This is a genomic window from Mucilaginibacter lappiensis (assembly GCF_900155965.1).
Classification (GTDB): domain Bacteria; phylum Bacteroidota; class Bacteroidia; order Sphingobacteriales; family Sphingobacteriaceae; genus Mucilaginibacter; species Mucilaginibacter lappiensis.
The window spans coordinates 334,656-358,512 of record NZ_FTMG01000003.1 but is presented as its reverse complement, the minus strand read 5'-3'; the positions used below and the strand labels follow the sequence as shown (position 1 = coordinate 358,512).

Annotated in this window: 20 protein-coding genes; 15 read left to right on the top strand and 5 right to left on the bottom strand. The window is 43.4% G+C overall.

The features are described 5' to 3' along the window. Positions 1–319: 319 nt before the first annotated feature. The 3 genes from BW976_RS08750 to BW976_RS08740 all read right to left on the bottom strand — a co-directional run bounded on the left by BW976_RS08750 (position 320) and on the right by BW976_RS08740 (position 3,743). On the bottom strand, positions 320–934 hold the full coding sequence (locus BW976_RS08750; protein WP_076372490.1) for a DUF4369 domain-containing protein: 615 nt from the start codon (positions 932–934) through the stop codon (positions 320–322). A gap of 387 nt (positions 935–1,321) precedes the next feature. Next, on the bottom strand, positions 1,322–2,614 hold the full coding sequence (locus tag BW976_RS08745; RefSeq protein WP_076372488.1) for an esterase-like activity of phytase family protein: 1,293 nt from the start codon (positions 2,612–2,614) through the stop codon (positions 1,322–1,324). A 145-nt stretch (positions 2,615–2,759) separates the two neighbouring features. Continuing rightward, entirely contained in the window at positions 2,760–3,743 is a 984-nt protein-coding gene (locus tag BW976_RS08740) for a glycosyltransferase family 2 protein (RefSeq protein WP_084192129.1), read from the bottom strand. Between the two features lie 140 nt (positions 3,744–3,883). On the opposite strand from BW976_RS08740, the gene BW976_RS08735 reads away from it, so the two are divergent. Next, entirely contained in the window at positions 3,884–4,627 is a 744-nt protein-coding gene (locus BW976_RS08735) for an SGNH/GDSL hydrolase family protein (protein ID WP_076372484.1), read from the top strand. On the opposite strand, the gene BW976_RS08730 is transcribed toward BW976_RS08735, so the two are convergent. Further along, positions 4,628–5,506: an AraC family transcriptional regulator gene (locus BW976_RS08730; RefSeq protein ID WP_076372482.1), complete on the bottom strand. Its 879-nt coding sequence runs from the start codon at positions 5,504–5,506 to the stop codon at positions 4,628–4,630. Between the two features lie 71 nt (positions 5,507–5,577). Here BW976_RS08730 and BW976_RS08725 point away from each other — a divergent pair, with 71 nt between their 5' ends. The 3 genes from BW976_RS08725 (at position 5,578) to BW976_RS08715 (ending at position 8,146) form a co-directional block, all read left to right on the top strand. Then, positions 5,578–6,537 (top strand): NADP-dependent oxidoreductase, encoded by a 960-nt coding sequence (locus BW976_RS08725; protein WP_217696222.1) that lies wholly within the window; start codon positions 5,578–5,580, stop codon positions 6,535–6,537. A gap of 23 nt (positions 6,538–6,560) precedes the next feature. Beyond that, positions 6,561–7,640, top strand: coding sequence for an L-dopachrome tautomerase-related protein (locus BW976_RS08720; protein WP_076372480.1), 1,080 nt, complete (start codon positions 6,561–6,563; stop codon positions 7,638–7,640). 188 nt (positions 7,641–7,828) lie between these two features. Then, positions 7,829–8,146 carry a hypothetical protein gene (locus tag BW976_RS08715; protein WP_076372478.1) on the top strand — a complete coding sequence of 106 codons (318 nt, stop codon included), beginning with the start codon at positions 7,829–7,831 and terminating at the stop codon, positions 8,144–8,146. 9 nt (positions 8,147–8,155) lie between these two features. On the opposite strand, the gene BW976_RS08710 is transcribed toward BW976_RS08715, so the two are convergent. Next, entirely contained in the window at positions 8,156–9,061 is a 906-nt protein-coding gene (locus BW976_RS08710; RefSeq protein ID WP_076372476.1) for an AraC family transcriptional regulator, read from the bottom strand. A 385-nt stretch (positions 9,062–9,446) separates the two neighbouring features. Between BW976_RS08710 and BW976_RS08705 the strand changes: the two genes are divergently transcribed. The 11 genes from BW976_RS08705 to BW976_RS08655 all read left to right on the top strand — a co-directional run bounded on the left by BW976_RS08705 (position 9,447) and on the right by BW976_RS08655 (position 23,300). Beyond that, a complete protein-coding gene (locus tag BW976_RS08705) occupies positions 9,447–11,675 on the top strand; it encodes an alpha-amylase family protein (RefSeq protein ID WP_139332252.1) in 2,229 nt (742 codons plus the stop codon). A gap of 50 nt (positions 11,676–11,725) precedes the next feature. Further along, positions 11,726–13,072, top strand: coding sequence for a sugar porter family MFS transporter (locus BW976_RS08700; protein ID WP_076372472.1), 1,347 nt, complete (start codon positions 11,726–11,728; stop codon positions 13,070–13,072). A gap of 25 nt (positions 13,073–13,097) precedes the next feature. Further along, positions 13,098–16,439, top strand: coding sequence for a DUF5107 domain-containing protein (locus BW976_RS08695; protein ID WP_076372470.1), 3,342 nt, complete (start codon positions 13,098–13,100; stop codon positions 16,437–16,439). Positions 16,440–16,442: 3 nt separating this feature from the next. Then, positions 16,443–17,489, top strand: coding sequence for an aldose epimerase family protein (locus BW976_RS08690; protein ID WP_076372468.1), 1,047 nt, complete (start codon positions 16,443–16,445; stop codon positions 17,487–17,489). A gap of 65 nt (positions 17,490–17,554) precedes the next feature. After that, a complete protein-coding gene (locus BW976_RS08685; protein WP_076372466.1) occupies positions 17,555–17,977 on the top strand; it encodes a nuclear transport factor 2 family protein in 423 nt (140 codons plus the stop codon). A gap of 26 nt (positions 17,978–18,003) precedes the next feature. After that, positions 18,004–18,696 (top strand): ribose 5-phosphate isomerase A, encoded by a 693-nt coding sequence (gene rpiA, locus BW976_RS08680; RefSeq protein ID WP_076372464.1) that lies wholly within the window; start codon positions 18,004–18,006, stop codon positions 18,694–18,696. Positions 18,697–18,710: 14 nt separating this feature from the next. Next, positions 18,711–19,274, top strand: coding sequence for a Crp/Fnr family transcriptional regulator (locus BW976_RS08675; RefSeq protein WP_076372462.1), 564 nt, complete (start codon positions 18,711–18,713; stop codon positions 19,272–19,274). 93 nt (positions 19,275–19,367) lie between these two features. Next, positions 19,368–19,838, top strand: coding sequence for a RidA family protein (locus BW976_RS08670; protein ID WP_245834665.1), 471 nt, complete (start codon positions 19,368–19,370; stop codon positions 19,836–19,838). 63 nt (positions 19,839–19,901) lie between these two features. Next, entirely contained in the window at positions 19,902–21,059 is a 1,158-nt protein-coding gene (locus tag BW976_RS08665; RefSeq protein WP_076372460.1) for a glycoside hydrolase family 88/105 protein, read from the top strand. Positions 21,060–21,320: 261 nt separating this feature from the next. Continuing rightward, positions 21,321–22,295 (top strand): collagen-like domain-containing protein, encoded by a 975-nt coding sequence (locus tag BW976_RS08660; RefSeq protein ID WP_139332251.1) that lies wholly within the window; start codon positions 21,321–21,323, stop codon positions 22,293–22,295. Between the two features lie 54 nt (positions 22,296–22,349). Next, positions 22,350–23,300: a collagen-like protein gene (locus BW976_RS08655; RefSeq protein ID WP_076372456.1), complete on the top strand. Its 951-nt coding sequence runs from the start codon at positions 22,350–22,352 to the stop codon at positions 23,298–23,300. Positions 23,301–23,857 lie beyond the last annotated feature (557 nt).

Below are 23,857 nucleotides of genomic sequence, written 5' to 3'. Positions count from 1 at the left end.
TTTCTCAGGGTGCTTTTCATAGGTGGTATTCTTGATATACTCCCCTAAGGAAGTATGATATATTCGTAAACAACGCGATGAATGATTTAAGGTGTGGTACCAACCCCCAATTGGGATGTAAACCACTCACCATGGCATTCATCATTTGATAATCTGGGCGTTGCACTAAAATTGCCATCAGCAGGATAAAAAAAATAAGTACTTTATCAGTTAACCTTAGTTTCATTATCAGCGGTTTTAGTAAAACCCGTTAATACAAATGTAAGTAGAGTTATAAGTCGCCGCAATCCGTGAAAACACCGTATTTTCAAAAATAAAATTAGCGGTGTTTTAGCTTGTTATAAACCTGTTTTCCGAAGTAAGATGTCTGTATTTCAGGGCTTAAGCTAGTATAAAGATGAGAAAGTTGAGATAGATTGCCTCCGAAGGATGCGAGTGCGAAGGCGCTAATGTATGAGTGTGGATGTTTAAGGGTGTAGACGCTGGCTAATTCCCCAAGCTTGGCGTTGGTTGCGGCTTCTGAATCATGTGCCCCATATATCTGTCCGGTTAATTTTTGAAACTGCTGAAACTCTGTTGCTATCCGGCTGCCTTTAAATAGAACGCCGACATCAGTGAGGGAATCTTTAGACGCTTGAAGCGTTAACCGGCCTTTCATCAGGAAAAACCCGAAGTAATAATTTTTAACCCCATTTGCCGATAGCCCAAAATTGCAAAACTCCGGCGCACTTGCTTTACCTCGAATAGTGAAGGTGCTGTTTACTATCTGGCCTGAATCCGTAACTCCCGTTTGCCGATGCAAAACAAAGACCCAACCTTGATCAACTCCTTTAATTTTGCCGTTTAACGAATAAGTCTGCGCAAAGGTTTGCGTAGATAAAGTGCCAAACACAAATACTACTAAAAAGATAAGGATTACTCTGAAATTGCTCACCGGATTGGAATTTTAATGAAGATAAGCAAAAAAGGCACTCTCCGTCAGTTCAAACGTCCACGCTCATGTTAAATGCTGACCGTGTGAGCGTGGACGATCACCTGCTATACATTTAAGCGCAGGCGCTTAAATAGGCAAAAGGGGGCAGTATACCAAGCTGATTAATGGGTTTACATAAATTGACTCTGATTATTTTTAACTGTTTGATTATAAGTTTATTGTGCCTGTGTTAACCATAAAATGTGTAAACCATGTAAACCCACTTTTTATCCCTCTGTTGTTCAAATGCCCTCACTTGAAGGGTCGAAAATAAAAAAGCCACCCCGAGTACAGGGATGGCCTATAAAAATGCAAACTCTTTTATCTTACTTCCTGACTCTCTTACTTCTACAGTTTAATCTTCACAAAGTAAATGCGGTTATGATCAACTGTATTGGTAGCCGGTAGTGTTTTGGCTGCGAAACCGCCTTTGCTATTATCAACTACTCCAAAATCGTCGTCGTTAGAGATAGCCAGGATATTACCCGGTAACAGGGCCAGACCTTCGGCTTTATCATGCGGATAAACGGTTGGTAGATCTTTCAATAAATCGAGTACTAGCGTTTTTGATACCGGGATAATACCAGCGCCCTGCAGGCCAGCCTGGTTGTTCAGTTCTTCTACGGTTTTATCACCGTAAAGCTTGCCGTTAGCACCATTTGCGGGGTCAGATATGTCGGTGGCGTTGTCAAGACTTATCTTGAATACTTTTTTAAACGCAGCAGTGTTGGTTGGCGCACCGCCGTATAGACCATCGCGCTCAACGGTTAAAAATGTAGTAGCGTTAACGGCTACAATATCACTTACTCCGGTAAGTGATTTATCTTCCATTACATATGCGTACTGTTTGGTAGCACCCGATGCAATATCAAAAGTTAAGATACGCAGTATAGTTGAATTGCTAACAGCCGATTTGCTGCGGTTAAGCATGGGTGATTGCATCATGCCTACCAGTGTTTTGCCATCGGGGGTAATGGCCAAACCTTCCATACCGCGGTTGGGTTTGCGTTTGGCAAACACCAACGGTATTTTACGACCACCGGTGCCTGTTCCAAAGGGATTAATGCGTTCAATAGTACGACCTGTAGCATCAAAATGCACAATGTGAGGGCCGTACTCATCGCTGATCCAAAAGGTACCGTCGGAGGCTAAAACCATGCCTTCTGAGTCAATGCCATCGGCGCTTGGTGCAATTTGCTTGCCACTCAAATCAAAAGCAATTTCCCCGGTAGAGCCTTGTCCGTCAGGGTTGGGTAAACCGTTTAAGTTTTGCCCCGCGGCATTTTTAAGCTGAATAGTTTGCTCCAATACCAGCTTGCCATCTTTCAACCGGAATTTACCTATCTCAGGGGTAAAGTCGGCTTTGCCAAATATGATGGCATTATCAACAGAACCTGCAGCATTGGGTCCACGATCAGTAAGCAGGTAAAATACATTAGGGTCGTTATGGTCGGCAGCTATAGCCGAACCAAAGCCGCCATTGTATACTTTTACACCATCGGCAGTGGTCATCAAAATGGCAGGATCAGCCGCTTCGGCCATATCCGGGTACGAGGGAGCTATAGTTACTTTGTGGTCTTTGTGGCAGGCACTAAGTACTATAGCACTAAAAGTGAACAGGGTTAATAAAGTTTTTTTCATGGATAACAGGATTGGTGTAATAATTTGCCACAAAGTAAACCCCGGCCTGTAAAGGAATTGTTAACTTAAAAATAATTGATTGGGTAGTGGGGTTTGAGCAAAAGTTTTAGAGACGTTTAGGACCTCACTGCTAAGCAATACATAATTATCTTATAGACTTCCACCGAATTAAAGTTTTAAAGTAAAACACCGCGATAGATTTTGGCGAACTGTTTTTTAACGCCTGTTTTAATGCCGTTTTATTTCGAATATATAAATCATTTAAATAGTCGGATAGCTTTTGCTCGTCGTAAAGCTTAAATTTTTTGTTTGCGTTGATTAACTTATCAATCCAGGTCTTCATTTTGGGCAGGTAGTCATAGGACAGTATTGCGGATGCGAAAAACATGTGATCATGTATCCGCATTTCCGCTTCCGTTGGCGTAATACCGAGCCAGCTAAGCTGATCTTTAATTACCTCAAATTTCCGCTCTCTTTGAACTTGATTTTTTGTATTTGAGATTTGATTATCACTAAGCCTGTATTTCAAAACCTGATCTTGAATATTTGCGATCAGGTGATTCTTTGATAGAGACACCCACAGTTTATAATCTTCTGCCGGGTCAAAATAGGATTCATACTTTAATCCGGTTTCCTTTAACGTGCTGCTTCTTATCATAACGGTAGGCTGGCAAATAGCACCATCAAACAACAAATTAATTTTAACCATTTCCGGATCGGTTTCCGTTACCCAGTTAAAATTTAATACAGAGTTTTTATTGCCAAATGGTGTAAAAAAGCCCCCACACATAACTATGTCCCTGTTGCTTTCCAGGTAGTCAAACTGCTTTTGCAACCTATCGGGAGTTGCAATATCATCGCTATCCATAATAGCTAAATACTTGCCCTGCGAAATCTCTATACCTTTGTTACGAATATGGGCTAAGCCTACATTTATTTTGCCATCGTAAAATATTATTCGTGGGTCATTATAGCTCAATATAATTTCTTTGGAGTTATCGGTTGAGCCATCATTTAAGATAACAAATTCAAAATCAGTAAATGATTGGGTTAAAATGCTGTCCATAGCCTCTCTTAAAAACGAAGCACTATTATAAACAGGCATTGTAACGGAGATAGCAGGAGTCATTGAGCTGTATTTAAGCGATTGGAAAAATCGTAAAAAAAAGTTACAAATAGTTCTATTTTTAGGATATGTTTTATGCGCCAATTTTTAGGCAGACAAGCGTTAATATTTTACCTTAAAGTTTTACTTCTATCCACTTCAAAATGAATACAAAACTTACCTTATTATTATCCGCCGGATTACTGATGGCCTCTGCAGGTTACGCGCAGCAAAGCAATCCCGACACCGGGAAAAATAAACCGACTGTCGTTGCCAAAGAAGATCTACGTGATGATTGGGCCGCCTTGTCGCACTATGCAAGGGAAAATAAACAGGTAGGTGACCCCAAACCCGGCGAAAATCGGGTGGTTTTTTTAGGAAGCTCTATTTTTGAAAGATGGAAAACCACTGTACCTGAGTTTTTTAAAGACAGACCTTACCTGGACCGGGGTGTGAGCGGACAAATCTCGGGACAACTGTTGATCCGTTTTCGCCAGGATGTGATCGACCTGAAACCTAAGGCGGTTATTATACTTGCGGGTAGTAATGATATCGCATCTAATTATGGTCATTTAACCAATGAGTACATCATGAATAACATCCGCTCCATGGTGGAGTTGGCTAAACTTCATCATATCAAGGTGATACTGTGCGCCTATCTACCCGTGTTCGATTATCCATGGCGTAAAGGCATTGAGCCTGCCGGTAAGATCATGGCGCTCAATAAATTGATCAAAGCCTACGCTGCCGAAAATAACCTGATCCTGCTGGACTATTTTACCCCCCTGGTTGATGAACGCAATGGCCAAAAGCCAGAACTCACTACCGATGGGGTTCACCCCAACGCGGCCGGTTATCGGATTATGGCAACAGTTACGGAACAGGCTATTGCCAAAGCTTTAAAATAGTTACGACTGTACTGGCTGATAGGCCGCGTTGTTCTGTTTTCGAAAGGATGAAGGGTTAATGCCCTTGTGCTTTTTGAACATACGGTTCAGGTGGCTTTCGTCCGTAAAGCCCAGCTCTCGTACAATCTCGTTAATACGCATATCGCTGTGCTGCAGGCGGGTTTCAACCAGTTTAAGTTTGTAGTTAGAAATGTACTGCTGCAAACTTTCGCCGGTATGTTTTTTAAAGTAACGGCCCAGGTAGGCCTGCGCTATCCCAAAATGATCGCTGATAAGTTCGGTGCGTAGTTTTTCGGGCTCGTAGATGTTTTCTTGTATGTAGCGGATAATATCTACAGCGGGCTCGTTGCTCAGACCTGTGATCTGGCAAGAGGTGGAAGGCATCATGGTCATGTTGCGAGCTACAATGGTAAGCATAGTATTCACCAGCTGTTTAATCAATTCAGTATAATGAGCTTCGCGGTTTACCTGTTCGCGGATAATGCTTTCAACCAGCATTTTTACCAATGGCCTGTCACCATTATTGCACAATAAACAACCCGGCTGGTGGCTGGCATGCTGCAAAATAAATTCCATTTGCTGCAGCCAATCGTTCTTGGCTTTACGGTCCTGCTGCTGGTTGCGGATATAGATATCATTAAACCGGATAAAGAAAAAACGGGTAGTGGTTTTAACCTCAAAGGAATGGCAGTCTTGCGGGGTTATTAAAAATAGATGCTCCCCGTGATAATCGAAACTGTTTTTGTTAATGCATTGTGTACCCGTGCCGCTTATAATATAGATCAATTCAAAAAAACTATGCTGATGCGCTTTTAGAGGGCTTTCGTTGAGCTCTTTATAAACTATCTCAAATTCCTGGTGTAAGTTTTCCTGGTACATGTACACAAATGTACAGCATTTGGTGTTATTTGTACAAATATTAACCTGTATGATCTGTATAATTTTGTATCATGAAATTTAAAAAGATCATGAAAGCGATAATATTAAAAGGATTTGGAGGTGCTGATGATTTACAGACCATCGAACTGCCGGTTCCCGAAATAGCAGATAACGAAGTATTGGTACAGGTAAAAGCCATCAGCATAAACCCTGTGGATGTAAAAACAACTATCGGTAAAGGTATGTCGGGCCGCTTAAAAGATGAAGACCCCCTTATTCTGGGTTGGGACATATCTGGTGTGGTAACCAAAAAAGGGAGAGCGGTTACGGAGTTTGAGGTAGGCGATGCTGTATTTGGCATGGTGAATTTTCCGGGCCACGGTAAAGCTTATGCAGAATATGTAGCCGCCCCGGCCAATCATCTGGCACTAAAACCAGCCAATATCAGTCACGAAGAAGCCGCTGCCGCAACCCTGGCTGCGCTTACAGCTTTACAGGGTTTAACCCATAAAGCCAATGTACAACGAGGTCAAAAAGTACTGGTGCATGCGGCAGCTGGCGGGGTTGGAAATTATGTGGTGCAGATAGCCAAACACCTGGGTGCTTATGTCATCGGTACTTCGTCTGCCGGCAATAAAGATTTTGTGCTGAGCCTGGGCGCCGATGAACATGTAGACTATAAAGCGGTACGTTTTGAAGAGGTACTGCATGATATCGACCTGGTATTTGATACCATTGGCGGTGATAATATCGATCGTTCTCTCGAGGTAACCAAAAAAGGGGGTACAGTGATCAGTATACCATCGGGTATAGGCGAAACCGTAACGGAAAAAGCGAAGGCAAAAGGGGTACATGGCTATTTTTTCCTGGTAGAATCCAATGGCCATGATATGAAACAATTGGCCCAATGGCTGGAGCAGGGTGTCATTAAATCGCATGTATCACAGGTATTTCCGTTTGATCAGATGGCAGCGGCCCATCAGCAAATTGCCAGCGGTAAAACCCGGGGTAAAGTGGTGGTGACCGTTTAATGGAAATGTTTTAAATCAAATAAATGAAAATTTTAGTACTCATAACCGTGCTGTTTGGCAGCGCGGTTATGGCTCAAACCAAACCACAGCTGATATCTGTAGCCAGTTCATCTACGCAAGTATGGAACGGGGTAACCACAACCAGCAATGGCAGAATATTTGTATGTTTCCCGCGCCTGGAAGGCGAAAGTGGTGTGAGTATTGGCGAAGTAGTTAAAAATGGAAACATTATACCTTACCCATCCAAAAGCTGGAACAACTGGGCAAAAGGCGAAGCCACGGCGCAAAAATTTATCCGTACCAACTCCCTGAGAATAGGACCCGATGGCAACCTTTGGGTGATGGATACCGGCTCGCCAAAGCTGGGAGAACAAGCTCTGCCGGGAGGCACTAAAATTGTGGTGATCAGTGTGAAAAGCAATCAGGTTATCCGTATCATCCCACTGGATGGCGTCATGAAACCCAATAGTTTTATGGATGATCTGCGTATTTACGGCTCACATATTTACATTACTGATGCCGGCGAACCTGGCTTGGTAATATTAGATAAACAAACCGGCAAGGGCAGGAGGGTACTGGAAAAGCACTGGTCCACCACCGATAGTAAAGCCCTTGTGGCAGAGGGTAAAGTGATACACCTGAAAAATGGCAGGGAGTTAAGGGTAAATGCCGATCAGTTAGGGATATCGCCAGATGGTAAATATTTCTATTTTCAACCGGTGTCTGGTCCGCTGGCCAGAGTGGAGACAACATATCTCAACGATGCCAAATTAAGCGCAGCTCAATTGGCTGGTCATGTAACTAAATACTATACTTCGCCTACAACCGGCGGTACCGCAATGGATGCTGATGGTAATATCTATCTATCAGATGTTGACCACCTGCGCATCATCAAAATAAAGCCCAATGGTACAAGCGAGCTTATTATAGAGGACAAAAGGCTGTTATGGGCCGATGCGCTTTGGATAGATGACAAAGGTTTTTTATGGATACCCGCGGGGCAGGTTAACCGGCTGGCAGCTTTTCAAAACGGTCAATCGCGGGTTAAATTCCCTGTTTATATTTATAAGCTCCAGGTTCATGCCCGGGCTTTTAAAAGCTAACTTATACCACTTAAGGGATCGGAAGTTTGAAACCTCAATTTACAATGGCTATTAACCGACCGGAAACGAACAATACGTTGTATCAAAAAAGCACATGTTGAATTGTTGTTTATTTTAATATATTGATAGTCAAGTAAATATAACGATGGCACTTGCTTTGATATCAATATTGCAGCAGGTAGATTATTATGAAACAGCGCAAATATTTGGAGCGGCGTACGTTTAACCAGGATCGTTTTGATATTTTAATAAAACGACAAAAAAGCGGTAAAGCCACCTTTAGCGAGCTTACGGAACTGGACGCGATTGTGAACCGTGATCCTACCATACGTGAAAGTATTTTGGAGGAAATGCAAGGGGGCAACGATCTTCCGGATGAACCCACACAAGAGGATATATTATTAATCACTCCCGTAAAAACTCAAACCCTGCTGGATAAAATAGCGTCCTTTTTTAGGCGTTTGTTTACTCATACATGCGATCCAAACCCTGCCTTAATGGTTTAAAATAATGATTTATGGTGTGGAACGAATCTTTTTGCGGTACTCATTAGGCGAGCTTCCCATCAACTTGGTAAACATTCTGGAAAAATAATACTGATCTTCGATGCCCAGGCTAATAGCTATGCTTTTGATTGACATAGCTGTAAACGAAATATACTGACACGCTTTCTGTACCTTGAGCTGATTAAAATATTCAATAGGGGCATAACCTGTTTTAGCTCTGAAAAGCGCAGAAAAATGCGAGGTTGATAAATTGGCAAAGGCCGCAAAATCATCAAGGCGGAGGATCTTGCTCATGTTATCCTGCATAAAGCTAATGGTTTTCTCCACTACATTGCTATCCGTTTTTTCTTCCAGGTGATTAAATTTATCTTCATAAATCAATGAGGATAAAAAATGCGAAAATATCATGTTTACATAGCGTAAGGTATCATCGCTGTAACCTTTTTCAAGGTTGTAGCAAATGTCCTCGAATAGTTTTATACGGTCTTCATTATAAGATAAATAGGGTTTGTAATTTTCTGAGTTTTGAAGGATAAGGTCGATAACAAAAGCCGATATCTCGCCCTTAAAGTGTATCCAGTAAATAGTCCAGGGTTTGTTTGTGTTGGCGGCATACTTGTGAGGGGTATTGGCCGGTATAGCTATAAACTGTGATGGTGAAACCCCTACCTTTTTTTTATTGATCTCCAACCAACCATAACCCTCTGTGCAATAAATGATAATATGCTGGTTGATACCATTGGGGCGTTCGGCATAATGATGGCTGGCTTTGGGATAATATCCTATATCAGTTATGTATGTCTGTTTGGTAACCGGATCCTTACTTAAAAAGTTGATAATGATCTTTTTTGGTAATACAATAAGCTTTTGTCCTTCAAAACCTTCCCGCCGTCTTAACGTTGTGCTTTTTGTCATTTTTTACGGGGGAATATGTGTGTTATAATTGGTTTGAAATATGGTGCACAACGTTACTCAAAAAAATAAAAATAGCATAAAATATTTCATTTTACAATAGTTGCGATTGTGCGAATAATAAATGATGAGAGCTATTTTATATATCAAAAAGCAGGAAATTAGTGAAATAAAGGATAAATGGTTATTCCATGTTAATTATAATAGTTGTCGTAAAAAAATCCATCATTATCATAACATTCACTATTTTTTAATCTATTTTAATCCTTGAGATTTACATCGTAACCAATTGAACGTATTATTCATATTTAAGAGTAACTGTACTGCCGTATTATAAATTACGGCTTGCCTGCTCATGATTGATAATATGATTTACCGGTATTAAACTATGATGAAAATATTAATCGGCCCGTTTACTGTTGCTGTTTTATTATTAGCTGGTCAGCGAACATTTGCACAAAAAGTTATTACCACGGTGGATAAGTTGGAAGTGACCACCAGTCATATTACTATTAAACTGGATGCACATACCGGTATGGTGAATTATGTGTTCCCGAACGGAATCAGGATTGAAAATACAGTTGCCTACATTAATGACTTAAAATCAGGCATTACCTCAACGGCCGATTTTACCGATCATCAATATACTACGGTTAAGATTCACGACAATATTGGCATAGGTCGGCAGTTGATCATTACGCACAGCGACCATAAGCATCGGTTTATATTAGAACAGCGTTTTACCAATTATGAAGGGCGTCCTTATATCCTAATCAGTTTAACCGCGAAAAATAAAGACTCAAAAGCGGCGCCTTTAGAAACCCGTGATATTAGCCCGATAGCCATATTGCCCCAATATAAAGGCCGGTTATACATTCCCGGTACCGAACCCCGCATACTGGATGTGCCCTTTGATAATGACGATTGGACACCTACATTAGAAAGGAGTTGGCCCAAAGCAGGTTCACCTAAAACTACGGGGATCACTTATGAGTTCGCGGCTATTTATGATATGCTGAAAAATTCGGGACTGGTTATCGGCAGTGTAAAGCACGATTTCTGGAAAACTGGCCTGGCTTATCAAACCTCCACCGAATTGGGTTATGTGGATTCCCTCAAAGTTTTTGGTGGTGCATCTACCCCCGATGACTCTAAACTCCCCCCGGCCTATGGCGGTAACGACGGTACGCATGACCTGGTGGCGCATGGTACCGCAATAGGACAGTCAGTAAGTTCGCCCCCTATATTTTTATGCGCGATGGACGATCTGCACGAGGCTTTTACACAATATGGATTGGTAAACTCGGCCATCAATGGTAAACGTATATGGAGTGGTTATGCCCCTGTATACTGGAACAGCTTTGGGGTAGAAGGGGTGTTGGGTTACGAGGGTGTGATGATGCCACCCGCGGTTGAAAAGATTTCCGATTTTGTGCATACACTTCATAATTTCAGCGGCTACTCCAAACCAGTCATGAGTATCGACTCTTATGATCAGGGTATTTATTCAAACGAAGTACTGGCCAGTTTGGGTAAATATTTTGCTAAGAACGATCAGCAAATGGGCTTTTATTTTATCCCTTTTGCTATGTGGAGCTGGAAAGACGATATCGACAATAAAAAAATACCGGGATCAAATTATGCTTTAAAAGATGTACTGCTGCATGATAACGAGGGTAAACCCATTATGTATAAAGATGGCAAGTGGGGAGCCTATGCGATGGATCCCACACATCCTGCCGTTCGCCTGTATGTCATTCAGCAATTAAAAAAAGCCAAAGCTATTAACGCTAAATTCCTGAAGATCGACTTTCTGACCGGCGGGGCGCTGGAAAGTACAACCCGCTACAACAAAAATATACGCACAGGCATGCAGGCCTATGATTATGGTATGCGGACACTGCGCCACCTGGTTGATTCTATCATTGGTAAAGATATTTTTATTACACAGGCCATTTCGCCTATGTTTCCGCATCAGTATGCCCACACCCGTTTTATATCAACCGATGTGTATTCGCACTTGCGGGATGATCAGCCGGGTTTTCCGCATTATGGCAGTACCGGGGCTTCGCTGGCTACCGGTTCGCATATGGGCTGGATGCAGGGTACACTGTTCCCGTATACCAATCTGGACGTGACCATCATGAAAAACTTTCAGAAAAATCCCGACCTGAGTGAGCAGGATGTCAAAGTACGTTTATACGCGTTGATGGTGATGGGGAGCATACTGGGCGACGGGTCTGATTTCAGGCAGCCACTGGCGGCATCCCGTGCGCAGACGTTTTTAAACAATAGGCAGATAGCCGCGTTTTTTAGTCACCCTAAGGCCTTTATCCCGTTGAAAGCTGCCGATGGCGAAACGTTCGATCAGCAGATGTCATTTTACCTGCCGGGGGACAATACCTTACTGGCCCTGTTCAATTTCGACAGGCAAAAGAAATTTGAACAGGTTTTAAGCCGCACGGCCCTGCACCTGGATGCAGGCAAAACTTATCAGTTTAAAGATATGTTGACCGATGCTGTAGTGGGCGAATTAAAAAAGGGCGATATGAAATTTAAATTGATTACCGCGCCTGCCGACGCGGTAATGATAAAATTAGTCGCTGTGAAGGAATAAGCGACCAAATACCGATATTATGCTTAAACCAATAAAACATATCCTGAAAAATGAGTAGTTCAAAAACTTTTAACAGCCGGTATATTATCGGGATTTCCTTTATTTCGGCCCTGGGCGGATACCTTTTCGGGTTCGACTTTGCGGTGATATCGGGCGCTTTACCATTTCTGCGTACTCAATTTGGGCTCGACCCGGTGTGGGAAGGCTTTTTGACCGGCTCATTAGCTTTAGGATGTATCGTTGGCTGCCTCATTGCCGGTAACCTGGCCGATAAATATGGCCGTAAACCCGGGCTGATGGTGGCCGCTTTGATCTTCGCGGTATCATCCATCGGTATCGCCTTTGCGCAAACGCTTACTTATTTCATTGTACTGCGTTTTGCAGCGGGTATTGGCGTAGGCATGGCTTCCATGCTTTGCCCCATGTATATTGCCGAAGTTTCCCCGGCCGAAGTGCGTGGGCGTAATGTAGCTATCAACCAGCTTACGGTGGTTATTGGCATATTGATCACCAACCTGGTCAATTATTTTCTGGCCGATCATGGCCATGATGCCTGGCGCTGGATGTTTGGTTTGGGTGCTGTGCCCTCTGCCGTGTTCCTGATCGGGGTTACCTGGCTGCCAGAGAGCCCAAGATGGTTGATGAAATCGGGCCAGGTAGCTAAAGCCCAGCAGGTACTTAACAAAATAGGATCGGTAGATTTTGTTGATACTACGATGAAGGCCATTGAAAAATCATTGGCAGGAAGCACAGCCAAACAATCCTACAAAATGGTATTTGAGAAAGCCGTTCGCCCGGCAGTTGTGGTGGGTATCACGCTGGCTGTGTTTCAGCAGTTTTGCGGTATCAATGTGGTATTTAACTATACCTCAACCATATTTGAGTCGGTAGGGGCCAACCTGAACCGTCAGCTTTTGGAAACGGTTTCCATTGGCGTGGTGAACCTGGTATTTACCTTATTGGCCATGTGGCAGGTAGATAAGCTGGGCCGCCGCCCATTGATGCTGGTGGGCTCGCTCGGTTTATCCATTATGTATATTGTACTGGCTGTAGCCTTACAAAACCATTTCCCTGCCGGACTGGTATCCATATTTGTGTTGCTGGCTATCAGTACCTATGCCATTTCGCTGGCCCCGGTTACCTGGGTGCTTATTTCAGAGATATTTCCAAATAAGATCAGGGGTGTAGCCTCGTCGGTAGCCATTGTATCGCTATGGGGTGCTTATTTCATATTGGTTTTTACGTTCCCCATACTGGCCAAAAAATTAGGTACCTACGGACCTTTTTACCTGTACGCGGCTATCTGTTTCCTGGGTTTTCTGTTTGTGAAAGCGCGTGTTAAAGAAACCAAGGGACAAACCCTGGAAGAACTTGAAGAGAATTTAATCAGACATTAATCATCAGCAGAAGAATTAATATATTATGAATCAGTCTAATGTATCCGTTTGGGAAGAGAAAGTTGTGATCCCTACGTATGGTGTGGGCAAGCCCGATAAAAACCCCATGTTTTTTGAAAAGCGTGTTTACCAGGGCAGCAGCGGTGTAGTATACCCCAACCCGGTGATCGAAAAAATTGCCGACGAAAAAGAAGATAAAGAATACACTGGTTTATTCCTGGAGAACAAGTACCTGAAAATAATGATCCTGCCAGAGTTGGGCGGTCGCATCCAGATGGCTTTTGACAAGATCAAACAACGTCATTTTATATATTATAACCAGGTGATCAAACCGGCACTGGTAGGTTTAACCGGTCCTTGGATCTCGGGCGGTATCGAGTTTAACTGGCCGCAGCACCATCGCCCAAGCACATTTGATCCGGTTGACTATACCTTAGAAGAGCACGCCGATGGCAGTAAAACCGTTTGGGTGAACGAGGTAGAGCGCATGTTTCATACTAAGGGGATGGCTGGTTTTACGCTTAGGCCTGATGCGGCTTACATCGAGATCAAAGCCAAATTGTTTAACCGTTCCTCGTTGCCGCAAACTTTCCTGTGGTGGGCAAACCCGGCGGTAAAGGTTAATGATTATTACCAGTCGGTTTTTCCGCCTGATGTGAACGCTGTATTTGATCATGGCAAACGCGATGTATCTGATTTCCCTATTGCTACGGGCACTTATTACAAGGTAGATTATTCGCCGGGTACCGATATTTCGATGTATAAGAATATTCCTGTACCAACCTCCTACATGGCTATCAACTCCGATTATGATTTTGTGGGTGGTTATGAACATGACTCACAGGGCGGTTTGCTGCATGTGGCCAATCATCATGTATCGCCCGGTAAAAAACAGTGGACCTGGGGCCACAGCGATTTCGGCCAGGCCTGGGACAGAAATTTGACCGACGAGGACGGTCCGTACATAGAACTGATGACCGGTGTGTTCACCGATAATCAGCCCGATTTTAGCTGGCTGATGCCTTACGAGGAGAAAACTTTTACGCAATACTTTTTACCCTACCGTGAATTAGGCATGGTGAAAAATGCTACGAAAGATATCCTGCTGGCGCTAAGCAAGCACGGCGATAAAGTAACCATCAAAGTGCAGGTAACATCGGTACAAAATGGTTTGAATATCGGGCTGAACTACAAAGGAGAAATATTATTTACCCAGACGACGGATATTAATCCTGAACAAGTTTTTATACAGGAAGTAGCTGTTAAACCCAATCTGAGCGAAAATGAATTATTGCTGATCATCACCAACAGCAGCAAGCAGGAAGTACTGCGTTACGAACCCGCAAAAAACAAAAAAAACGAGATGCCTCTACCGGCAAAACCGGCCCTGGCCCCAGCTGATGTAGAAAGTGTGGAGCAGCTGTTTTTAACTGCTCAGCACCTGGAACAATATCGCCACGCTACGTATAGTCCTGTTCAGTATTACGAAGAAGCACTGCGTCGTGAGCCTACCGATGTACGTAACAATAACGCGCTGGGTAAATGGTATATTCGTAAAGGGCAGTTTACCAAGGCAGAATCTTATTTACGCCAGGCGGTAGACACCAGTATCCAACGCAACCCAAATCCGTATGATAGCGAGCCTTATTACAACCTGGGCTTGTGCTTAAAGTATTTAGGTCGGGCCGATGAGGCGTACACCGTATTTTACAAAGCCACCTGGAGCAATGCCTGGAAAGATACCGGCTTTTTCTGCGTGGCGCAGCTGGATATGGCCCGCGGCCATTATGCGCTGGCGCTGGATCATATTAATCAATCGTTGGATAGGAACGCCAGCAACAGCAAATCGTACGTGATCAAGGCGGCGGCTTACCGTAAATTGAACCAGGTAGATAAAGCGTTGGCTACTGTTGAGACTGCTTTGGAACGTGATGGCTTTAACCTGGGGGCACTATTTGAAAAAGTATTGGCTTACCGGATAAGCAATGATACAGATAGGATAGAGGAGAGCCTGAATCGCCTGTTAACGCTTTCACGTTATGACGACCAGAATTTTATAGAGTATGCCCTGGATTACGCCGCTGCAGGTTTGTATGACGAAGCATCGCAATTACTGCAATTGGTTGTAAAAACTGCTGAATCAAACCCGATAGTTTATTATACATTAGGTTGGCTGAGCCATCAAAGCGGCCGTAAAGTGGAGGCTGCCGAATGGCTGGCTAAAGCTGCCAAAGCAGATCCATACCTGTGTTTCCCTAACCGTTTGGATGAGATCGGTATTCTTGAATTAGCTATTGAACTTAACCCAACCGATGCCAAAGCACCTTATTATTTAGGTAACCTGTTTTATGATAAGCGCCAGTATACCGATGCGGTAAGTTACTGGGAAAGCTCAGCAAAGCTGGATGATAAATTCCCGACTGTTTTCCGTAATCTCGCCATTGCGTATTTCAATAAACAACATAACGAGCAAAAAGCGCTGGAGTATTTTGAAAAAGCTTTTGCGCTCGATAAAACCGATGCCCGCGTACTCATGGAGCTTGACCAGTTGTATAAAAGACTAAACAGGTCGCCGGAGGAACGTTTGAAACTCCTGGAAGATAATCTGGAGGTGGCCAACCAGCGCGATGATGTTTACCTGGAAAGGGTAACACTATACAATCTTTTGGGCGATCATGAAATAGCTTTGAACCTGTTGAATGCACGCCAGTTCCATCCATGGGAAGGGGGCGAAGGTAAGGCATCCGGTCAGTATGTATTTAGTCTGATTGCACTGGCTAAGAAATATATAGAAGAAGATCTGCACGAAAAAGCTATTACTTACCTCCGTAATGGCAAAACTTACCCGCATAATTTGGGTGAGGGCAAACTGTATGGAACCCAGGAAAACGATATCGATTACTGGATAGGTTGTGCTTACGAAGCAGCCGGTGAGCCCGAACAGGCCAAAAAATACTTTGAGCAGGCTACTGTTGGGTTAGATGAGCCATCGGCCGCGGTGTTTTATAACGATCAGCAGCCCGATAAGATCTTTTACCAGGGACTGGCCTGGAAAAAGCTGGGCAACACAGAGCGGGCCAACAGCATATTTAAAAAGTTGGTTAACTACGGGGCACTGCACGCCAATGATGAAGTGAAGATTGATTATTTCGCTGTATCGCTACCCAATCTGCTCATATTTGATGACGATCTGAACCTGCGCAACCGAATTCATACCAGCTTCTTACAGGGCCTGGGCGCATTAGGCTTGCAGGAGCTCGATGCCGCGCAAAAAATGTTAAACCATGTGCTGGGACTCGATGCTACGCATGCAGCAAGCAAGATTCATCTGGATATGGCAAAGCATTCCCTAAATATCCAGGACTGAGTAATGAATAAAAGTACTACTCAAATAACCCATCAGGAATGGGGCCAGCATGCCGGTGAGCCAGTATATCTATTTAAAATGGAGAACACTCATGGCGCCTATGTGGAGTTAACTAATTACGGAGCAACATTGGTTTCGGTCGTAGTACCCGATGCTCGTGGCGTTTATAGTAACGTGGTTTTGGGTTTCCCATCATTACAAGGCTATTTGGATGACAGCTGTTATATCGGTTCAACCATTGGTCGTTACGCTAACAGGATAGGAGGGGCCAGTTTTAAGCTCGACAGCGCTACATGGCAACTGGAAAATAACGATGGTGAAAATACTAACCATGGTGGTAACCATGGTTTTAATACCCGGGTTTTTAAATATGCCATCACAGCTGAGGGTTTATTTTTTATCCTCCAAAGCCCCGATGGAGAGGGGGGATATCCCGGTAACCTCGAACTTACGGTACATTATCAGTGGAGGGATCTGAATGAGCTTGCCATCACTTATTACGCGTCTACAGATAAACGAACCATCGCCAATTTTACTAATCATGCCTACTTTAACTTGTCAAATAACGGGGCTAAAATATTCGACCATACACTTACTGTGCATGCAGGTAGTATGCTGCAAAATGGCACGGGCTATATTCCCACAGGACTTATTGAGCCCGTGGGGAGCAGAAAGTTTTCGAATACTGCCATCCGAAGTAAAATGCTGGTAAACGAAACCTATATTACCGGTTTAAATGATTGTTATATATTAGACGAACAGCCCGGCACTTACCATAAACTGGCGGCCGAGCTAACCGAAAAAAAGTCGGGGCGTAAACTGGAAATATTTACGACCTGTCCCTCCCTCATAGTTTATACAGGCGATTATTTACTAAGCGAACATTCGGGCCATAGGGGTGAGCGGTATAGCCCCTTTGATGGCATGTGTTTGGAATGTCAGTATTATCCGGACAGCCCTACTCATCCCAACTTCCCTTCAACAGTATTAAATCCCGGCGATACTTACCGGGAAAGTATCATTTATAAGTTTGGGACTATAGTTGTTTAAGGGGCGCATTTATACGAGCTGGTATACCAGAAATATTTACTTTAGGTCCGTTAAACTAATCCACCATGAAAACTGATAACCCAAATAACAATCTACCAACAGACAACGAAAAACTTGCCCTGGCCAATATTTTTGTTACCTCGCTAAAGAGTAATGACTGGGATACCATGCGATCCATATTGGCCGCCGATGCCAGCTGGACATTGCCGGGAACAAGTTTGCTATCCGGTCCGGCAAATGGTGCCGAAGCCATTATCAAACGGGCACAGGGCCTGAAACATTTCGGGGTTAATTTTGATCTGAAATATATCCTGATTGGCCTTACCGGTTTCACCTTGTCATTGCATAACACGGCCAGCAGGGGGGAACTGATACTGGACGAACAGGTAGCCATTGTTTTTGAAGTAAACGGTGGCAAAATAGTAAGTATGGCTACTTATCTTTCTGATGTACCAGGTATCAATGCTTTTTTTATTGCGGGGATATAAAGTATCTTGCCGCAAAATTAAAACACATGGCTGATTATAAACTGGAGGCTGCCAAAGCCGCGTTTAAATTTATAAAAACAGGACAAACAATTGGCCTGGGTGCAGGCACAACGGTTTTGCACCTGGCTAATATGATTGGACAGGATGTGGATCTGGCCCGGTCTGTTGTTTTGGTATCATCGTCATTCAAAACTAACAGCTACCTGCAGGAGCAGGGTTTAAATGTAAAGTCCGCATCTGCTGTAAAACACCTGGACATCTACTTTGATGGTTGCGATCAGTTCGACCAGCAATTGAATGCTCTTAAAAGTGGCGGCGGTATCCACACTACCGAAAAAATACTGGCCTCCATGGCTGCCGAATTCATTTTAATAGGTGATGACACTAAATTTGTACCGCGGCTGAATACTACCTATCCGCTGGTGATCGAGATTTTGCCCCAGGCTTTACAGATTGTGTTGGCTAAGCTCCGGTCGGCCGCCTATCCTGATGCCGAGATCAAATTACGCATGGGCGATCAGAAAGATGGAACTGTTATTTCTGATAACGGTAACCTGCTGGCTGATATTCGCTTTGACCATACGCCGCAATGGCAGCAACTTAACATCGATGTAAAAATGATTCCCGGAATTGTGGAGCATTCCCTGTTTTATGGCATGGCTACCAAAGCTATTATTGCCGGCGAAAATGGGATAAGGTTCATCACACCCGAACAATAGTACTTGCTTATACTATGCAGGAAATATTAAGGAGACATATAGAAAAAATAGTACCGCTCAGCGATGAAGAGTTTGCATTTGTATGGGCGCATTTTACAGCCAAAAAATATAAGAAACACCAATTCCTGATACAGGAAGGCGAAGCAGTAAAGTATCACTATTTTGTACTCTCCGGGCTTTTAAAATTGGTGTATACCGATGAGGCGGGAAAAGAGCACATTGTTTCTTTTGCGATGGAAGACTGGTGGGAAAGCGATTTTTATGCCTTTTACACGCAAACTAAAGCTACCATGTCCTTGGAGTGCCTGGAAGATACCAAAGTGCTCTGCCTTTCGCTCGATGACTACAAAAAGCTGTGCGATGGTCTCCAAAAAATGGTGCGTTTTTTCCTGGAAAAAGCCAATTTTGGTTTTATCGGATCACAGCGCCGCATCATATCCTGGCTAACCTTAAGCTCCAAAGAACGCTATGAACAGCTGCTTAAACAATACCCTTCCCTTATTCAGCGGGTGCCCAAAAGCCTGCTGGCCGCCTATCTGGGTGTTTCCCGCGAAACACTGAGCAGGTTATCTTCATAGCGTGACATTCCTCACAGAATAATCGTGAGGTTTGTCAACAGTCCATCCCGGGTGTTATGCGCAGTTTTGCCTTATGAATTTTTGACAGAGATCATGAAAAAAATAGCAAAACTTTTAGCATTACTATCAATAACTACGGTGCCTGCTTTGGCACAAACTCAAACCCCCAATAAGATGGAAAAAAGAATCATTAACCCCTGGCAATGGCAGGATAAGCGAAGCTATGTACAGGCCGTTGAAGTAAAACACGTGGAAAGTACTTTATACATTTCGGGGCAAACAGCTATCAGCGCCGATGGCATATCCAGTAACGACGACATGAAAACTCAATTAGTTAAAGCCCTGCAAAACCTGGAACAAGTGATCGGTGAGGCCGGGTACAAACCAGAAGGTATCGTGAGGTTAAATATCTACACAACCTCTACCGCGGAGCTTTGGCCCAATTTCCAAATTTTTCAGGATTGGGTGGCTAAACATGGTATTAAACAATCGCTTACCCTGTTAGAAGTGAAAAGTCTTTTTGAAACACTAAAAGTAGAACTGGAAGCTACAGTGGTAAAGTAAATAGGAGGCAAAGCTTTCAGGCAAAATATTTTATCTTTAAAGCCTAACCTAAAAATACCTGAAATGATTACCCAGTTAAAATCCAAACGCTCCTGGTTACTGTTATTGTTTTTGATGCCCGGTATAAAAACCTATGCCACGGGGCCGGTGGTTAAACCTGATTCCCTGCTGCAAAAAGCATATATCTTAAATATCATGCACCGGGTGGCCGACTGGCAGATCAATGACTGGAATACCAATGGTTTTAAACACGCCAAGGTCGATTGGACAAACGCCGCCTGTTATACCGGTATTTATGCGCTGGGATCTATCAAAAACAACGAGAAATATTTAACCACGCTGGTGAACATAGGTAATGACCTGGGCTGGAATACCGGGCGCGATCGTTTTATGGCCGATGATTATTGTATAGGGCAAACCTACTCCTTGTTATATACCAAATACAAGGACAAGAAAATGATAGCGCCCTTTACTTTACTGGCCGATAGCATTGTGAATAAGCAGCATGACGAACCATTGGAATGGAAAAATCATATAGCTTCGAGAGAATGGGCCTGGTGCGATGCCCTGTTTATGGGCCCTACGGCTTTAAGCTATTTGAGTACAGCTACCAGCAATCCTCAATATCTAGATACCGCTGCCAAACTCTGGTGGAAAACAACCGACTATCTGTACGACCCAGCCGAACACCTATACTTTAGAGACGGCAGTTACCTGGATAAAAAAGAAAAGAACGGCAAAAAGGTATTCTGGGCAAGAGGCAACGGATGGGTGCTGGCAGGTTTAGTAAGGGTGATGGAAAACATGCCAGCCAATTATCCCGACAAAAAGAAGTTTGAAAAATTATATCGTGATATGGCCGCCAGGGTAGCCTCGCTGCAACAGCCGGATGGCAGTTGGCACGCTTCCCTGCTCGATCCGGAAAGCTACCCGGTTAAAGAAACAAGCGGTACCGGCTTTTATTGTTATGCCTTGCTATGGGGCCTTAACCATGGTCTGCTGGATAACAAAACCTACTGGCCTGTTGTAAAAAAGGCCTGGGCAGCACTGGCAACTTCGGTTCATGCTGATGGGATGCTGGGTTATGTTCAGCGTATAGGTGCCAGTCCCGATGCGGTTACTGAAAATAGTACCGAAGTGTACGGGGTAGGTGCGTTCCTGCTTACAGGAACCCAGCTATATCAGTATTTGAATACCCATCCGGTGGCTGCAAAAAACTAAAACGAAATATTCTTATAAAACGCAAAAGGGAGACATTAGTCTCCTTTTTGCGTTTTATTCCCCGCTATCATCTACACCTATCATCAGGTATTTAGTCTGTTTGGCGGCCTACGATCATCTATTGAAAAATCACTGTTTTCTGCGATTGTCCGGTCTGTTTGATTTGAGGAATATTGCAAATGAAATATTACTTGAAAAATTATTAATACTAACGACAATTTTTTAAGCGCTGTTTTTTACAAAGTTTCTGGATATATGGATATGAAGAAAATTAATTACGCATTACTAATATTAACAGCAGCTATCATGCTGTTTACGATCTCTTGCGGCAAGGACGGTGCTGCAGGGCCTAAAGGTGATACCGGCGATAAAGGCTCAACTGGGGCAGTTGGGCCCGCCGGTCCAGCCGGGGCAAATGGCACAGCAGGCAGTATGATTTACAGCGGCACTACCGCCCCTGTAGCTACTAAAGGCGCTGTTGGCGATTATTATTTAAATACCACTATAGGCTTATTATATGGCCCAAAAACTAGTGCAGGCTGGGGAAGTGGACTCTCATTAAAAGGTGCTACCGGTGCAACGGGTGCTGCCGGAAGCACTACCTTAAGCGGGGCAGGTACGCCTGCCCCAAGCTTGGGTAACAATGGCGATTATTACCTGGATAAAATCAACTACCTATTATACGGCCCTAAATCTGGCTCGGGGTGGGGGGCTCCCGTAAACTTACGGGGCCCCGCAGGGCCGCAGGGGCCTGAAGGGAATGCCAATGTTAAGGTAGATACTTTTACAGTAAAAAGCGAAGACTGGAGATATACAGACGACAGCAATAATAATTATTATTATGAGATTGACGCCAATAGCTATTATAAAGTTAAATGTGTTGAGCATTCTAACTCGTTGATTACTGCTAGTTTATTAAATACAGGGCTGGTATTGGTGTATTTTCAAACAGATACAAATGCCAATGGGTTTCAATGGCAGCCTCTTCCGTATTCGTATATTTCGGCATTTTCTTATAATTGGGTTTATGAAACTTACGAAGGTAAAGTAAGACTGTATTTTTACATTGGTCAGGTAAATCCAAATTCAGTTCCTCCAGATCTTGAGACCTACCAGGTCTCTACAAAAAAATATAAGATAGTGATGATATCAGGGTCTATTGCCAGCTCATTACAGCAAAACCACATTAACGTTAACAAATATGATGAGGTAAGCAAGTTTCTGAATATCAAATAACGAGACTTCAAATTTTGAAATACCGGTTTTTAATACCCTGTAAAATCTATTTACATGAAGAATTTTAATAGTGCATTGCTATTATTAGCAGCAGTGACCATGCTGTTCACGGCCTCATGCAGTAAAGACGGCACTGCAGGTCCCAAGGGCGACACCGGCGATAAGGGCTCAATTGGTGCTGTTGGGCCTGCCGGTCCAGCCGGGACAAATGGTGCAGCAGGCAGTATGATCTACAGTGGTACTACCGTTCCGCCAGCTACTAAAGGTATTGCGGGCGACTATTACCTGGATACCACTACCGGCTTATTGTATGGCCCCAAAACCGCTGCAGGTTGGGGAAGCGGACTGTCATTAAAAGGTGCTACCGGTGCAACGGGTGCTGCCGGAAGCGCTACCTTAAGCGGGGCAGGTACGCCTGCCCCAAGCTTGGGTAACAACGGCGATTATTATCTGGACAAAACCAACTACCTGTTATATGGGCCTAAAACAAGTGGAGGATGGGGGACACCTGTAAATTTACGGGGTCCATCAGGTAATTCCGATCTTAATTCAGTTGTTTTTACCGTAAATACCGCGGACTGGAACCAAAACATTTATAACGTTAATTTTAATATAGCAGGTGATAGTGTTATAACTCGTTATGCAAAAGGAGTGGAGTATAATAGCCCATTACTTACAGCCGGTATGTTAGAAAGGGGGCTGGTATTAGTATATTTTCAACCCAACCCAAACGTAACACAATGGCAGCCCTTGCCATATTCGTTCCCAAGTGTTTATGATGAATATAACTATAATTACGCGTACGAAACTTTTGTAGGTAAAGTACGTCTGTACTTTTACTTTACCAGAATAACCACAGATGGCCCATTCCTTGATAGCTATCAGGTACCTGCAACAAAATTCAGGATAGTAGTAGCATCAGGGAACATGGCTAATTCTATACACCAAAACCATATTAATATTAATAAATACGAGGAGGTAAGCCGATTTTTGAACATAAAGTAAGCGTAGCAATTCGCGTAAAAACCACATAGTAATACCGTAGTATCACTGCTGACATTGTTAACCAGGCCATATATCTTTGACATTATAAAACCTCTAAGAAATAAATAGTGGTTGCAAATAGATACGCTGATGAATTCAATGCGCAAAAACCATACTAATGTAAACAATCACCGGGAGGTAAGTATAATCCCTTAAAAGGGATAAAGATAATAAGTTATAAATTAGGGATAATAACTTAGAGACAGCCGTCTACAGCAATGTAGCGGCTGTTGTTGGTTTATGGCTGATTTTTTTAAAGCGTTGACTGGTGCGATTCCCTCCGAACGGGAGGGGTTTATTCGTTGTGTCTATTGTATAAACCCCTCCCTGCCACAAGTCACGCCATCGCATCCCTCCCGTGAGGAGTGAACCTTGTTCACTCTGGGGCTTTTACGGAGACAAAATAAAAAAGGCAAGTGATACCCCGAGCTTCGTCGAAAGGTGTAAATTCTCTGTAATCTGTACCAGAATAATATTTATAATACTCTCCATTTAAATATTCCTTATAAAATAATTGC

What these genes read in the sequence shown, in the direction of transcription:
- BW976_RS08745 (WP_076372488.1), bottom strand. Translation starts at nt 2,614, where the DNA reads ATGAAAAAAACTTTATTAACCCTGTTCACTTTTAGTGCTATAGTACTT.
- BW976_RS08740 (WP_084192129.1), bottom strand. Translation starts at nt 3,743, where the DNA reads ATGACTCCTGCTATCTCCGTTACAATGCCTGTTTATAATAGTGCTTCG.
- BW976_RS08735 (WP_076372484.1), top strand. Translation starts at nt 3,884, where the DNA reads ATGAATACAAAACTTACCTTATTATTATCCGCCGGATTACTGATGGCC.
- BW976_RS08730 (WP_076372482.1), bottom strand. Translation starts at nt 5,506, where the DNA reads ATGTACCAGGAAAACTTACACCAGGAATTTGAGATAGTTTATAAAGAG.
- BW976_RS08725 (WP_217696222.1), top strand. Translation starts at nt 5,578, where the DNA reads ATGAAATTTAAAAAGATCATGAAAGCGATAATATTAAAAGGATTTGGA.
- BW976_RS08720 (WP_076372480.1), top strand. Translation starts at nt 6,561, where the DNA reads ATGAAAATTTTAGTACTCATAACCGTGCTGTTTGGCAGCGCGGTTATG.
- BW976_RS08715 (WP_076372478.1), top strand. Translation starts at nt 7,829, where the DNA reads ATGAAACAGCGCAAATATTTGGAGCGGCGTACGTTTAACCAGGATCGT.
- BW976_RS08710 (WP_076372476.1), bottom strand. Translation starts at nt 9,061, where the DNA reads ATGACAAAAAGCACAACGTTAAGACGGCGGGAAGGTTTTGAAGGACAA.
- BW976_RS08705 (WP_139332252.1), top strand. Translation starts at nt 9,447, where the DNA reads ATGATGAAAATATTAATCGGCCCGTTTACTGTTGCTGTTTTATTATTA.
- BW976_RS08700 (WP_076372472.1), top strand. Translation starts at nt 11,726, where the DNA reads ATGAGTAGTTCAAAAACTTTTAACAGCCGGTATATTATCGGGATTTCC.
- BW976_RS08695 (WP_076372470.1), top strand. Translation starts at nt 13,098, where the DNA reads ATGAATCAGTCTAATGTATCCGTTTGGGAAGAGAAAGTTGTGATCCCT.
- BW976_RS08690 (WP_076372468.1), top strand. Translation starts at nt 16,443, where the DNA reads ATGAATAAAAGTACTACTCAAATAACCCATCAGGAATGGGGCCAGCAT.
- BW976_RS08685 (WP_076372466.1), top strand. Translation starts at nt 17,555, where the DNA reads ATGAAAACTGATAACCCAAATAACAATCTACCAACAGACAACGAAAAA.
- rpiA (WP_076372464.1), top strand. Translation starts at nt 18,004, where the DNA reads ATGGCTGATTATAAACTGGAGGCTGCCAAAGCCGCGTTTAAATTTATA.
- BW976_RS08675 (WP_076372462.1), top strand. Translation starts at nt 18,711, where the DNA reads ATGCAGGAAATATTAAGGAGACATATAGAAAAAATAGTACCGCTCAGC.
- BW976_RS08670 (WP_245834665.1), top strand. Translation starts at nt 19,368, where the DNA reads ATGAAAAAAATAGCAAAACTTTTAGCATTACTATCAATAACTACGGTG.
- BW976_RS08665 (WP_076372460.1), top strand. Translation starts at nt 19,902, where the DNA reads ATGATTACCCAGTTAAAATCCAAACGCTCCTGGTTACTGTTATTGTTT.
- BW976_RS08660 (WP_139332251.1), top strand. Translation starts at nt 21,321, where the DNA reads ATGAAGAAAATTAATTACGCATTACTAATATTAACAGCAGCTATCATG.
- BW976_RS08655 (WP_076372456.1), top strand. Translation starts at nt 22,350, where the DNA reads ATGAAGAATTTTAATAGTGCATTGCTATTATTAGCAGCAGTGACCATG.